8 protein-coding genes are annotated in these 13,847 nt (G+C 74.4%); 3 read left to right on the top strand and 5 right to left on the bottom strand.

Features of this window, described 5'->3' with window-relative positions; all coding sequences use genetic code 11:
• Positions 1–5: 5 nt before the first annotated feature.
• Genes ACFWVC_RS22665 through ACFWVC_RS22655 form a run of 3 tightly spaced genes read right to left on the bottom strand, consistent with a single transcriptional unit; the run spans position 6 to position 7,032 of the window.
• A complete protein-coding gene (locus ACFWVC_RS22665; RefSeq protein WP_384288838.1) occupies positions 6–1,190 on the bottom strand; it encodes an AAA family ATPase in 1,185 nt (394 codons plus the stop codon).
• A complete protein-coding gene (locus ACFWVC_RS22660) occupies positions 1,187–6,178 on the bottom strand; it encodes a hypothetical protein (protein ID WP_384288835.1) in 4,992 nt (1,663 codons plus the stop codon). Before ACFWVC_RS22660 ends, ACFWVC_RS22665 begins: the two co-directional genes overlap by 4 nt.
• Complete coding sequence (locus ACFWVC_RS22655; RefSeq protein ID WP_384288830.1) at positions 6,175–7,032, bottom strand: DUF4132 domain-containing protein; 858 nt, start codon at positions 7,030–7,032, stop codon at positions 6,175–6,177. The genes ACFWVC_RS22660 and ACFWVC_RS22655 overlap by 4 nt, the downstream gene beginning before the upstream one ends.
• A gap of 203 nt (positions 7,033–7,235) precedes the next feature.
• Here ACFWVC_RS22655 and ACFWVC_RS22650 point away from each other — a divergent pair, with 203 nt between their 5' ends.
• Positions 7,236–7,958: a transporter substrate-binding domain-containing protein gene (locus tag ACFWVC_RS22650; RefSeq protein WP_384288826.1), complete on the top strand. Its 723-nt coding sequence runs from the start codon at positions 7,236–7,238 to the stop codon at positions 7,956–7,958.
• Positions 7,959–8,020: 62 nt separating this feature from the next.
• On the opposite strand, the gene ACFWVC_RS22645 is transcribed toward ACFWVC_RS22650, so the two are convergent.
• Positions 8,021–9,118 carry a glycosyltransferase gene (locus ACFWVC_RS22645; RefSeq protein ID WP_384288821.1) on the bottom strand — a complete coding sequence of 366 codons (1,098 nt, stop codon included), beginning with the start codon at positions 9,116–9,118 and terminating at the stop codon, positions 8,021–8,023.
• A 1-nt stretch (position 9,119) separates the two neighbouring features.
• Positions 9,120–9,719 carry a TetR/AcrR family transcriptional regulator gene (locus ACFWVC_RS22640; protein ID WP_384288818.1) on the bottom strand — a complete coding sequence of 200 codons (600 nt, stop codon included), beginning with the start codon at positions 9,717–9,719 and terminating at the stop codon, positions 9,120–9,122.
• Positions 9,720–9,889: 170 nt separating this feature from the next.
• Here ACFWVC_RS22640 and ACFWVC_RS22635 point away from each other — a divergent pair, with 170 nt between their 5' ends.
• The gene (locus ACFWVC_RS22635) at positions 9,890–10,429 is read left to right on the top strand and encodes an AAA family ATPase (protein ID WP_384288815.1); all 540 of its coding nucleotides are present in this window, start codon (positions 9,890–9,892) and stop codon (positions 10,427–10,429) included.
• Between the two features lie 451 nt (positions 10,430–10,880).
• Positions 10,881–13,844 (top strand): glycoside hydrolase family 2 TIM barrel-domain containing protein, encoded by a 2,964-nt coding sequence (locus ACFWVC_RS22630; protein WP_384288813.1) that lies wholly within the window; start codon positions 10,881–10,883, stop codon positions 13,842–13,844.
• The last annotated feature ends 3 nt before the right edge of the window (positions 13,845–13,847 follow it).

Here is a 13,847-nt window from a genome sequence, read left to right as displayed (position 1 = left end):
GGCCGTCAGCCCTCCAGCACGGTGCGCAGTTCCCAGAGGGTGCGCCAGGTCGGGGAGCCCTGCTCGGCCCGGCGCCGGACGGGACCGTCCCAGTAACCGAGCAGCCGTGCCGCGTCGGCCGGGTCGTCCTTGCGCACCACGCCGAGCAGATGCCCGGGCAGCAGGCCGAGCACGTCACGGTCGCCGGGGAAGTACGCGGCGGCCAGGGCGAGCGCACCCGCCACCGAGACGGCCTCCGCGGTGCTCATGACCGTGGAGGGGCGCTCCACCTCCCAGCCTTCGGCGGAGCGGCCTTCTCGCAGGTCACGGAAGGCGGTGACCAGGGCCTCCAGGACGGCGTCGTCGACCTGGTAGGGCGCCCCCGCGCGTTCGACGGCGGCGCGGGACTGGCTGCGCACGAGCGCGGTCTCGGCATCGAGGTCGCCGATGGGACCGACGGTCTCGAAGTTGAAGCGTCGTTTGAGGGCGGCGGACATCTCGGAGACGCCCTTGTCGCGGAGGTTGGCGGTGGCGATCAGGGTGAAGCCGGGCGCGGCGTGCGCCAAGGCGTCGTCGCTGCCCGCGAGTTCGGGGATGGCGATGCGCCGCTCGGAGAGCAGGGAGACCAGGGAGTCCTGCACCTCGGGCAGGCAGCGGGTGACCTCCTCGACGCGGGCGACGGCGCCGCGCGACATGGCCGTGAGGACCGGCGAGGGGACGAGTGCCTGCCGGCTGGGGCCCTGGGCGAGCAGCAGGGCATAGTTCCAGCCGTACTTGAGCTGGTCCTCCGTCGTACCGGCGGTGCCCTGGACGACCAGACCGCTGGTGCCGCAGACCGCGGCGGACAGCAGCTCGGAGAGCATCGACTTCGCGGTGCCGGGCTCGCCGACGAGCAACAGGCCGCGTTCCCCTGCGAGGGTCACGACGCACCGCTCCACCAGGGCACGGTCGCCGACGAACTTCCCCTCGACGACGAGGCGGCGCGGGACGTCCCCGGGGACCTCGGCGTCCTCCGGCAGCTTCAGCGCCTGTCCACCGCTGCCCATGACGAAGGTGACGACGGCACGCGGGGTGAGCCGCCAGGAGGGCGGGCGGGGGCCGGTGTCGTAGGCCGCGAGGAAGGCCAGCTCGTTGGCGTACCGGTCCTCAGGCGGGGTGATCTGCCGCTGCGCGGGTGCGGTGGGGGCGGCAGGGGGTGTGGTGGTGGTCATCGGCGGCGGCCCTTCCGGGTGGCGCGGGTGGTGAGTTCTTCGAAGGCGGGGGCGTCGCCGTCGCGGACACGGTCCCAGGCGGCGGTGAACAGTTCGGGCACCGGGACCAGCGGGACGGTCCGGAAGTGGTCGCGGACGGGGTAGAGGCGTTCCTTCCAGGTCTCCACCGGGAGGGCGGGCGCCTTGAGGTCGCGCCAGCCGCAGGGCAGGAAGAGCGTCCGCCCGGCGCGCGGCCGGCGGGCCTCGACGACCAGGCCGCTCGCGGCGAGTTCGGTGCGGGCCTTCTTCATGCGCGTGGGCCTCCAGCCCGTCCAGCGGGCGCAGTTGCGGTCCGTGGGGTCGGGCAGGGCGAGAAGTTGCAGGTAGAGCGCGGCGGCGTCCTCGCCGAGGCCGTGGGCGGCGCCGGCTTCGGCGACGAGGTCCGGCACGGTGAGGGTGGGGTCCTGGGCGTGGCCGGCCGGGGCGTCCGGGCCGATACCCGCGGACAGCGCCCGTTCCAGTCCGTCTCCGAGGACGGCGCGCAGACCGCGCAGGCCGCCACCGCGGTGCGGGCCGACCAGTCCCTCGACGAGCCCGAAGACGGAGTCGTCGGGGCCGGTCAGCCCGGCCGGGCGGACGAGCACGGTCTCGGTGTCGCCGTACCAGGGGCGCAGCACCAGGGCTTCGCCGGCGTGGGTCAGTCCGTGGGGGTCGGCGCCGCCGGTGGCGGGCAGTCCGTACGCCTTGCGAAGCTGAACGGCGGTGGAGCCGCCCTTCTCCGTCCACTCGATGTCGACGTCGATGAGCAGTCCGCGGTCGGCGAGCCGGCGGCGCAGCGCGGTCAGGCCGCCTGGGAGGGCGGCGCGCAGCGGATGCCCGTACGGCAGTCCGTAGGCGAGCCCTGCCAGCGCGGCGACCGACTGGGAGATGTCGTGCCGCCCGGGCAGCGCCATGGGGTCCTGGGGGACGAGATCGCCGTCCTTGTCGGGCCGTTGCACGGTGGTGCGGCTGAGCCACGGGGTCCGCGCGGGATTGAGCACCGCCTCGGCTGCCGAGGCCGGAACGCCGGCGAGTTCACCCGCGATCTCCTCCGGCAGGCGCACGAAGTCGCCGAGCCGTTCCGCCCAGAAGCGACCGGCCGCCGCGACGTCGGGCCCGGTGGTCCACAGTCCGGCCGGGTCCTCCGGCAGAAGGGCGCCGGCCAGGGCCGCTCGGTCGTCCGGGCGGAGAGAGGCCAGCAGACCGGCCCCGAACTCCTTCTGACGTGGCTTCAGCCCGATGGCCGCCAGTGCCGAGGTGTCCGGGTCCTGCGGCAGGCCGGCGAGCAGCAGTGTCGCCTGCGCGGGGCCGAGGCCGCCGCCAGTCGCCGCGACGAGCGCCCCGGGGCCGTCTTCCCGCCAGGGCGCCGCGCCCTTGTCCCGCAGGAGCCGGGTCAGCTCGTCCAGGCGACCGGCGGGGAGGTCCGGGGCACGGTCGGTCTCCCCCTCCAGGCTGAAGTGGGCGACGGCGCCGAATGCTCCGGAGGGGTCGTGGTCGAGGGCGAGCCATCGCACGTGCTTGCGCTGTCCGTCGACGTTCTTGCAGGCCAGGATCACCACGGTGCGGTCACCGCGGCGCAGGACCTGCCCCACCCGCTGCTGCTTCTCGTGCTTCTCGCCGAGGACGACCTCGCGGAGCCCGCCGCCGGGCGCCGCCAGCGGTCCTTCGGCGATCGCCTCGAAGAGCAGACACAGCGCCTCGCGCCCATTCCCGGAGACGGCGGGCGACGCCGCACGGAAGGCCAGCGGGCGCAACGCGCCGAGGACGGACGGCCATCCCAGGGTCATGCCGGGGACGGTGTACTCATCGCTGTGCCATCCGCCGCCGAGCGCGCCGATCCTGTCCCGGCCGGGGAGCAGCGGCTTGCCCTCGGCGGGCCGGCCGGACAGTACGTGGCCGACGGAGCGGATCTGCCGCAGCGTGGCCCACTGCGTTTCCCTCGACCACGAGGAGTAGCCGTGGTCGGCGATGCCGGCGACAGCGCCGCGCAGGGTCTCGTCGTCGCCGTGCTCGGGACTGTGGTCGGCGAACATGCCCTCGGTACGGCTGCGTGACTGCGGCGTCCGCTCCGCCGGCGGCGTGACGAAGCCGATCACGCCCTCCAGGTGGCGGAGGACGCCCTGTACGAGTGCTGTCACGCCCGTGAGCAGCCGCTCCTCGGTGACGGCCGGGAGGGCCCGCGCCACGCAGGCGCGCGCCACGGCGGTCGCGGAAGGACCGGTGTACTCCTTCGTGCGGTCCTCCTCCGCCCGCCGTTCGGCGAGGGCGCTCGCGGTGGCCTTCAGCACCTCGGCGGCCTGCGCGTCGGTGAGGGCGCGCAGCACGGCCGAGGCCTTCTCGTCGCGCGGGCGCAGGGCGTGCCAGAAGGCGAGCGGCGGGACGAGCCGGGTGCCGGCGGCGAACTCCCCACCGTTCCCTGACATCGAGAAGGTGGCGAGTTCGTCGGTGCCGATCGCGTCGCCGGCCGGGTGGAACGACACCGTCTGATGGGTGAGCGCCACGATGGGCTCGGCGCCACCGGGAAGCCGCAGCGCGCCGAGCGGCATCTTCCGCGACCAGCTCTCCCCATCCCCCGTGGCGAACCCGACGGTGCGGCCGTCGGGCGTGCCGGCGGTGCAACGTGCCTCCGTGCCCGCGCCCTCGACGCGGACCCAGCGGCCCAGGACCGTGCCGTCGGTACCGAAGGGTGTGCCCTCCAGGCCGGGTTGAAGCGGCAGGACCTCGCAGTCGTCCTGCCGGAGCCTGGCGCCCTCGCGGATGCCGGAGCGCAGGAAGGCGGGCAGGGAGGCGCGGCCGTGGGTGCCGCTGACCGGGTCGTACTCCATCCAGACCTGCTCGCGGCCGTGCTTTCCCTGGCGCCAGAAGGAGGTGCCGTCGCCGAGGACGGGGCGGCCGGGAGGCACCACCGTGTCACCGGCGTGCAGGGTGCGGCCGCCGGTGGCGCGGCCGCCGCCGGGCAGGGGGATCGAGGGCGGCCCGACAGGCGCGTGCCACCACGTCGGAAGGGTCTCTCCGCCGAGGGTGAAGACGTCGGCGGGCCTAGCGGACCAGTAGCCGCGCTGTTTGTCGCCCTCCCGCCACATCACGAGGAGTTCACCGTCGGTGTAGCGGAAGTACGGCTGGTGCCAGCGGTCGAGTACGACAGGGATGCGCAGGTCGTGTTCGAGGAGCACCTTCTCGGGGCCGACCACCACGACCTTGTGCTTGCGGGCGAGGATGAGGGCGGGCCAGGCCTCGGTGATCCCGAGCGCGTGCTCGCCGGCGGACGTGACGACAGCGGCGTCAAGGAGTTCCATGGCCTCCTCCAGCGCCGGCCAGCCCAGTTCGTCGAGGATGCCCTCGCGCAGGGTACGGCCGAGCAGCGGCGCGATGTCGTGGCCGGCGACGCGGGCGACGGCGCCGGGGTTGACGCGCGCCACGACGGACCGGAAGGGCCGCATGCGGCTCAGGGCGGTGCGGGAGGAGGGCAGGCCGCCGGCACGGGTGAACTGCTCCGCCGCCTCGTCCAGCCAGGCGTGCAGAACGGTGCTGAGCACCGGGTGCGTGGCCAGGGCCTCCATGGCCGCTGTCTGCGTGCGCTGGTCGCCCAGTTGGCCGATCGCATGATGCAGCAGGCGCCGCATGCGCGGGTCGGCGCCGGTGGCCACGAGGTCGCGCCGTCCGGTGCCGCGGTCGAGCAACCACGGGGCGATCGGCAGGTGGACGCTCGCCGCGTCCACGGGAACGGTCAGCGGGACGCCCTCCGCCACGCACAGGTCGAGCAGGTCGAGTTCGGCGCCGGCGCGCCAGCGGGCCGCGAAGAGGTCGACGGGACGTCCTTCGGCGCGCAGCCTGGGTGCCATCCGGGAGACCAGGGCGAGTGTGGACGCGGAACGTTCGGAGCTGGGCGAGCCGTGCTTGCGGTGCGTGGCCCAGCGGGTCAGCCAGTCCGCCGCGTCGACGGCCGCCGCGCTCTCGCCCGCCTCCCCGGTCAGCAGGGCGTCGGCGCCGGTCTCGGCGAGCAGCGCGAGCCAGAACTCGTCGTGCTCGGGGTCGCGGCCCAGTCCGGTCGGCATGAACTCCAGCAGCCGCGCCCGCACGGACGGTTGCCGCTCTGCGAGGACGACGAGGGTGGGCCGGTAGGCGGTCCAGAAGGAGCCGGGCGCGCGCACGACGGCGGGCGAGGCCAGCAGGTCGGCGACGAAGGCGCATTCCTCGGTGACCCGGTTCAGCCCTGCGGCCTTGATCAGCCCACGGGCGTCCTGCGGCAGCGAGGCGTACGGCGGCATCCCCGCCGCGCAGCGCTCCACGGTGAGTTGGCGGAACTGCCGCCATGCCTCGGCCGGGTCGAGGCGCCGGGCGAGGTCCTTGACGTGCTCCTTGAGCGCCTTGACGGTGAGGGCGCCCGCGAAGGCGAACTCCAGGAACACGGCCCGCTGGCGGTCCTCGTCGACGGCGAGGCCGTGGACGCGCTCGGCGGCGCGGGCCTTGCCGAAGAAGGCCGCGGCGTAGGTGGTGTTCTCGTGCTGGAGGAAGACCCGGGCGGCCTGCTCGTGGAAGGTGGGCAGGAAGTGCGGCACGGCGCGGCCGAGGCGTTCGGCCAGCGCCTCGAAGCCGTCCTTCGCCGCTCCGGCACGGGACTTGGCCGTCCGCGCGAGCCGTTCGATGTCCTTGACCAGGGCGAGCGCGTGGTGGCCGTTGGCCGGGTCGTTGACCAGGGCCCAGGCGGGGAACCCGAGGGTTTCACGGCGCACTTGGCCGACCTCGGGCGTCTCCGGCTCGCGGGTCAGGCCGAGGAAGTCCAGCGCCAGGTCCTCCGCCTCGCCGAGGGTGCCCGGGACGAGGCGGACGACGCGGCGGCCGTCGAGCACGGGGTGCGTGTAGCCGCGCACGGTGAGGATGTCGGCGTCCTCGCCGGCGGTGGTGCCCGGGGGCAGGATCGCGCCGGCGTCCAGCAGCGCGGTGACGGTGTTCCGGTCGTGGGCGCTCATGCCGCCTGCTCCTCGTCCTCGATGTCGCGGCCCGCGTACAGGGCGGCCGCCATGCGCATGCCCTCCGACCAGGCGACGGCGCCGACCTGACCGAGCTTCAGGGCGCGTCCCGCGCCGTCGGTCCAGGACAGGGGGCCGGTCTCGGTCTCGCTCCAGCCGTCGTAGTCGCCGATCCAGATGCGGGCCTCGACGGGCCGGCCGTCCTCGAGGACGGGGCAGACGGCGTGCCCTCCGCGCACGCGGTAGCCGAGCGAGGTGGCCCGGCCGTGCAGGAAGCGCAGCTCCTTGAACGTGCCGCCCGCGTAGTCCTCGACGGCGGTGCCCTCGGGGTCCAGATCCGAGGGGCGGTGCCAGACCTCGCGGAAGAGCTGCTGCGCCCGCTGCTCCACGCCCAGTTCGACCGCGAACTCGCGCAGGTCCTCGAGGTCGTCCAGCAGGACGGGGTGCGGGATGCGGACGAGTTCGGGGGCGATGCGCACGGTGTCGCCGTCCAGGTCCACCAGGCCGAGCCCGCGCTCCGTCCCGGCGTCCCGCAGGAAGCCGGCGACCTCGCCGTCGGGGCCGGTCACGACGACGTCCCGCAGGGCCGCTTGCCACGCCGGGTCGGGCCACACCGCCGCGACGACGTCGATCGGCACCGGCAGCGAGCGCACCATCCACCGCTCCACGTCGGCCAGGCACTGCCGGTCGTGCCGCTCCAGCCATTCGGCGAGCTGACGCAGCCCCACCACCGTCGGGTCGTCGGCCACTTTGCCCGGTACGGACTTCAGCAGGCGGCCGGCCGCGTTGCGGCACACGACCTTCCCGTCCTCGTCGAGGGAGACCTCGTAGTCGCCCACCGTCACCCACCCCATCGCGTGCCTCCCTGCACCGGGTTGATCAAGTGACCCGAACATTAGGCGGGGGCACTGACAACGCGGCCCCAGGCCTGTGGAGAGCGGGAACCATGCCCGCGCGGGCGGTCGTACGGGCAGGCAGGGCCGCTCCTCGCCGCGGTGTGCCGAGCGGCGTGCAGGCGCCGGGGACGTTGTCGGCGGCGGTACCTAGAATCCGTCCCATGACCATCGCAACCGACACCGTCGTCGAGGACCTGGCCCCCACCGGAGTGCTGCGGGCCTCGATCAACCTGGGCAATCCCGTGCTGGCGCACGGCACCGAGCGGGAGCCGGGCGGCGTCACCGTGGACATCGCGCGGGAGGTCGGCGCGCGGCTGGGCGTGCCGGTGGAGCTCGTGTGCTTCGACGCGGCCCGCAAGTCGTACGAGGCGATGGCCACGGGCCGCGCCGACCTCTGCTTCCTGGCCGTCGAGCCCGCCCGCGAGGCGGACGTGGCCTTCACCGCGCCGTACGTGGTGATCGAGGGCGTCTACGCCGTGCCCCGGGACTCCGCGATCGCGACGCCCTCCGACGTGGACCGCCCGGGCGTGCGCGTCGGCGTGAAGCGCGGCTCGGCCTACGACCTGTTCCTCACCCGCACCCTGCGCCACGCGACCATCGTGCGCGGGGACGAGGGTGTGGAGGTCTTCCTCGCCGAGGAGTTGGAGGTCGCGGCGGGCATCCGGCAGCCGATGACCGCCTTCGCCGCGGACCGTCCCGGGATACGGCTGGTCGAGGAGCGCTTCATGGAGATCCGGCAGGCGGTCGGCACGACCAGATCCCGGCGGCCGGAGACGGTGGCGTTCCTGCGCGATGTGGTGGAGGAGCTGAAGGCCGGCGGCTTTGTCGCCACGGCGCTGCGCGACGCGGGGCAGTCGGCGACGTTGGTGGCACCGCCGGCCTAGCCGGACCGCCGGCGACGCCGCCCGGGCAGCGACGCCGTGGTCCGGGCAGCGGTGACGGACGGTCAGACCGGAGCCGCGGCAAGCGCTCCGATCCGGTCGGCGGCGGCCGCGGCACCGCTGCCGGCCCGGATCCGGCTGCCGAGCCCGGCGGCGGCCCGCCGATGGGATTCGGAGGTGAGCAGTTCGCCGATGGCGGTCCTGATCCGCTCGGGAGACGCGTTCCGCCGGACGACGCGGGCGGCGCCGTGCTCCTCGACCACCCTGCCGATCACGGGCTGGTCGAGCATGGGGTGCATCGGCATGACCACCAGCGGCAGGTCGTGCGCGAGCGCCTGCATGGTGGTGCCGTGGCCGCCGTGGCCGACGACGAGCGAGACCCCGGGCATCACTTCGGCGTGCGGCCGGTAGCGGTGGAGTTCGGCGTTGCGCGGGGGGCGCAGCGTCTCCGGCTCGACGGCGTGGCCGGTGGCCACCACGGCGTGTACGGGCAGGTCGGCCACGGCGTCCAGGATCGCCTGGAGGGCACGGGCCTGCGCGGGGTAGTGGATGGTGCTCAGGCTCACCAGGATCCGCTGCCCCTCGGGCGAGGCGGGCCGCGCCGCGGCGGGGAGGACCGGGCCGGTGTAGTGGACGTTGGGCGGCTGCGGGCGTTCCCGGCCCGGGTCCAGCTCCGGAAGGGAGGTCACCAGCACCTCCTCGGCCGACGCCCAGAGCCGCGGCGGGTGATACCCCTTGAGCCCGGCGACCAGGGCGAGTGGTCCTCGGCTCCAGCTTCTGGTCAGGTACCCGTGGAAGGTGTGCGCCAGCACCACGTGGCGCAGCCCCATCTCCTGGGCGGTCCGCAGCGCGGCAAAACTCAGGCAGTCGATCACCACCAGGTCGGCCGGCTCGCGTGCCACGGCGGCGGCCAGGTCCCGGCCGGGCCCGGGGTCGGTGAACATGCGCAGGTACCCCGCGGGGCCCGTGCGCGCCGTGGCCGACCAGGGCCGGGCCGTGCTGCAGGGCTCGAAGCGGAACCCCGCGGCCTCGATCTGCCGCCGCTGCTGCGGGTGCCCCAGGAACCGGACGGAGTCGCCGCGCCGGGCGAGCTCGGCGGCGATGCCGAGGGCCGGCGGCACATTGCCTCCGCCGTCCCACGTGACGAACAGGATGCGGGCCATCTCAACGCTCCTCCCCCACGGCCCCCAGGACCGCGTCGATCATGAACCTGACCCGCTGTTGCGCCTGGCGCCGGTCCAGTTCCCGGTCGCGGCACAGCAGCTTCCATGTGTAGACATCGGTGGCGACGACCAGCAGGTCGGTCACCAGTTCGCGATCCGCGCCGGTGCGACCGGACAGCTGAGGGGCGAAGACCCGCTCCACCCAGTCGCGGTGCAGTCGGCGGCCCTGTTCGGTCACCGAGCGCACCCGTGGATCGCCCGGTTCCTCGCCGAGCAGCCGCAGCACCATCTCGCCGCGCAGTTCGTAGTGGTCGAAGAGCACCTCGACCGCGGTCGCGATGTCGCCCACGGGCGCGGCCCGTTCCTCACGGACCTCGTCGCTGACGTACGCGGTGACGGCCTCGAAGAGCCCGTCCCGGCTGCCGAAGTGCCGCAGCACGGTCCGCACGCTGACGCCCGCGCGGGCCGCGACGTCGGCGACGACGATCTCCAGCGACTTGGTCTCGTTCGACAACTCGAAGGCCGACTGCATGATCCGGCGGCGCGTCTGCGCCGTGGTCTCCGCACGAGCCTTCATCTCATAGGTCCGTTTGTCGTCCATGCGGGTTCCAGTGGACCACCGACACGATTTGGTGTCAATGGACGTGACACCAAATCAGGAGAGGGACGGCTCCGCCGGAGGGACCGAGCGGCGGACCACCACGGCACAAAGACCGTGCGGGGCCCGCCCGTCGCACCGACGGGGCCGCTGCCCGCGGCTAAGGTGGCGGCATGCTGGCGGTGTTGGTCAACGGGCTGCCCGGTGCGGGGAAGACGACGCTCGCGCGGGCGCTCGCCCGCGAGCTGGGGCTCCCCCTGCTGAGCAAGGACTCCGTGAAGGAGACCCTGGCCGACCACTTGGGAGCGCTGCGCCCGGCGGACCGGCCCGCGCGGGAGTGGAGCCGGTCGCTGGGGGCCGCGGCGGGCGAGACGCTGTGGACGCTGCTGGCGGACGCACCGGTGGGCGCGGTGCTGGAGAGCCCGTGGCTCGCGCACACACGGCCGTTGGTGGCCGCGGGACTGGCGCGCGCCGGGGCCGACGAGGTGCACGAGGTGTGGTGCGCGGTGCCCGAGGAGACCGCGCGGCGCCGCTTCCTCGAACGGGCTTCGCTGCGGCATCCGGTGCACACCGAGGGGACGCGGTTCCCCGAGGAGGAGTGGCAGTTGTGGGTGGACAGGGCCGAGCCGCTGGCCCTGGGCACGGTGCACCGGGTGGACACGACCCGTGCGGTGGACGTGGCCGCGCTGGCCCGCGCGATCACCCGGGCGTGAGGTCCGCGGGCGCCCGCCGGGCTTTCCGGGCGGGTTGAGGCAAGGGGCTGCGCGAGCGCCGCGCGCCGCCGTAGCCTTCCCGTGCGAAGGCCGTTCCGCGAGGGGGCGCAGGGGGCCGCGATGAGGCGCACGTCCCGGGACATCCGCACGGCGGGCCGCCGGCACCCGCCGCACACCACTGCTTCCGGGATTCCCCCGTGCCGTCGCGGACGTCAAGTGCGTCCGCGGGACGCACACCGGACCGGTTCCCGCCCGCACCGCGCACCCCGCCACGCCGCGAGGACCGCGCGCCGCGAGCGTACGGCGTCCGGCGTCGCCCCTCCCGGCACACCGGAGCGCCTCCTGGCGCCGCCCGCCTCCCCATGATCACCTTCGTCAGCGGGTGGCCCGCACCCTCACCGTCCACGAGTCCGGTGCGCCGGCCGGCGCACCGGGCCGACCGAGGAGCCGTATGAGCATGTCCCAGCCCCGGCAGGCGTCCGTCCGAACGCCCGGGGCGCCGGAACTCCCTTACTACGAGGACTTCTCCCCCGGCCGCGGCGCCCTGCCGCCGCGCGCCTGGACCCCCGCCTCCGACGCGGCGCGGCTGAGCCTGAACGGCATGTGGCGCTTCCGGCTCTCCCCGGCCGCGGAAGCGGAGGACACCGCCTTCACCCGCCGGGACTTCGACGCCTCGCGCTGGGACGTGCTGCCGGTGCCCTCCCACTGGCCGCTGCACGGTCACGGCGAGCCCTGGTACACCAACGCCCGCTACCCCTTCCCCGTCGACCCGCCGCACGTCCCCACCGAGAACCCGACCGGCGACCACCGCCTCGCCTTCGCGCTGCCGGACACCTGGCCCGCCGGCGGTGAGTGCGTCCTGCGCTTCGAGGGCATCGAGTCCTGCGCGCGGATCTGGCTCAACGGCGAGGAGCTGGGCGTCTTCAAGGGCAGCCGGCTGCCCGCCGAGTACGCGGTGGGGCATCTGCTGCGCCCGGTCGGCAATGTGCTGGCCGTCCGCGTCCACCAGTGGTCCTCCGGCAGTTACCTGGAGGACCAGGACATGTGGTGGCTGCCGGGCGTCTTCCGCGACGTCACGCTGCTCCACCGGCCGGCCGGCTGCGTGCCCGACTTCTTCGTGCACGCCGCGTACGACCACACCCGCGGCGCGGGCACGCTGCGCGTCGACGCCCCGTCCGGGGGCCGGGTCACCGTGCCCGAACTCGGCGTCGACATCGCCGCCGGCCAGTCCGTCACGCTCCCCGTAGAACCGTGGAGCGCGGAGGTCCCGCGCCTGTACGCGGCCGAACTGGCCGGTGAGGGCGAGCGCGTCCCGTTCCGGATCGGCTTCCGGACCGTCGCCGTCGAGGACGGCGTCCTCACGGTGAACGGCCGGCGCGTGCTCTTCCGGGGCGTCAACCGGCACGAGTTCCACCCCGCGCAGGGGCGGGCCCTGGACCTCGCGACGATGCGCGAGGACGTGCTCCTGATGAAGCGTCACAACATCAACGCCGTCCGTACCAGCCACTACCCGCCGCACCCCGCCTTCCTGGAGGTGTGCGACGAACTCGGCCTGTGGGTCGTCGACGAGTGCGACCTGGAGACCCACGGCTTCGGCGAGGTCGGCTGGGCCGGCAACCCCGTGGACGACGACCGCTGGACCCCGGCACTGCTCGACCGCGCCGACCGCATGGTGGAGCGCGACAAGAACCACCCCTCGGTGGTGATCTGGTCGCTCGGCAACGAGTGCGGCACCGGCCGCGGCCTGTCCGCCATGGCTCGCCGCATCCGCGAGCGCGACCCCGGCCGGCCGATCCACTACGAGGGCGATCTGTCCTGCGCCGACACCGACCTGTACTCGCGGATGTACGCCGACCACGCCGAGGTCGAACTGATCGGCCACCGCGAGGAACTCCCCTGGGGCGACCCGGAACTGGACGCCAGGCGCCGGGCGATGCCCTTCGTCCTGTGCGAGTACGCGCACGCCATGGGCAACGGGCCGGGCGGCCTCGCCGAGTACCAGCGGCTGTTCGAGGCCCACGAGCGCCTGCAGGGCGGCTTCGTGTGGGAGTGGATCGACCACGGCATCGCCCGCCGCGCCCCCGACGGCCGCCGGTGGTACGCGTACGGGGGCGACTTCGGCGAGGAGATGCACGACGGCAACTTCGTGTGCGACGGGCTGCTCTTCCCCGACCGCACACCCTCCCCCGGCCTCGTCGAGTACAAGAAGGTGATCGAGCCGGTCCGTATCGAGGGCGACGCCGCCGCCGGCACCGTGCGCGTCACCAACACCCATGACGTCGCGGACCTTTCGCATCTGCGCTTCACCTGGGCGTACGAGGTCGACGGGGTCACCGCCGCGCAGGACTGCCTGGCCGTGCCGCCGCTGGCGCCCGGCGAGTCGACCGAGCTGAAGCTGCCCGAGCCCGCCGCGTCCGACCTGGCCGGGGAGGCGTTCTGGCAGGTACGGGCGGTCCTGGAGCGGGATATGCCGTGGGCGCCGGCCGGGCACGAGGTGGCCTGGGGCCAGTGGCCCGCGCTCGTCCCCTCCACCGCGCCCGCCGCCCCGGGACGTTCCACGCCGCACACCCCGCGGGCCGCCGAGGGCGGTGTCGTGCTGCTCGGTCCCGGCACCTTCGACGCGGCCGGCGGGGAGCTGCGGCTCATCGACGGCTACGCGGTCCACGGTCCCCGGCTGGACGTGTGGCGGGCCCCGACCGACAACGACGAGGGCGCCCCCTGGCAGCCCGACGAGCGCTACGGGCAGTTGTGGCGGGAGGCCGGCCTGCACCGCATGCGGCACCGCGTCGACGAGGTCGTGGTGGAGGACGGCGGCCTGACCGTGCGGACCCGGGTCGCCCCGGCCGCCAAGACGTTCGCGCTGCGCACCGTCTACCGCTGGACCGCCGACGGCGACCGGCTGCGCCTGCGGGTCGACGTCACTCCCGAGGGCACATGGACGCTGCCGCTGCCCCGGCTCGGCGTCCGCCTCGGCCTGTGCGGCACCCTGACGTCGGCCGAGTGGTACGGCGGCGGCCCGGGCGAGGCGTACCCGGACACCCGCGCCGCGTCCCGCATCGGCCGCCACACGGCGTCGGTCGAGGCGCTGCAGACGCCCTACGTCCGCCCGCAGGAGAACGGCGCCCGCGCCGACGTGCGGTGGGTGCGGCTGCGCCGCGAGGACGGAACGGGGGTGGCCGTCGAGGGCGCACCGCCCTTCTGGTTCACCGCCCGGCACTGGACGACCGAGCAGCTGGACGCCGCCGCGCACACGACCGACCTCGTGCCGGGCGACACCCTGTGGGTCAACCTCGACCACGGCCAGCAGGGCATCGGCAGTCAGTCCTGCGGCCCCGGCGTGCTCCCCCGGCACCGGCTGGACGCCACCGCCGCGTCCTTCTCGTTCACCTTCTCCACGCTCACCGGCGAGCGCTGACGG

It is taken from the genome of Streptomyces sp. NPDC058691 (assembly GCF_042714775.1).
GTDB lineage: Bacteria > Actinomycetota > Actinomycetes > Streptomycetales > Streptomycetaceae > Actinacidiphila.
This window is presented reverse-complemented; position numbering and strand designations above follow the sequence as displayed.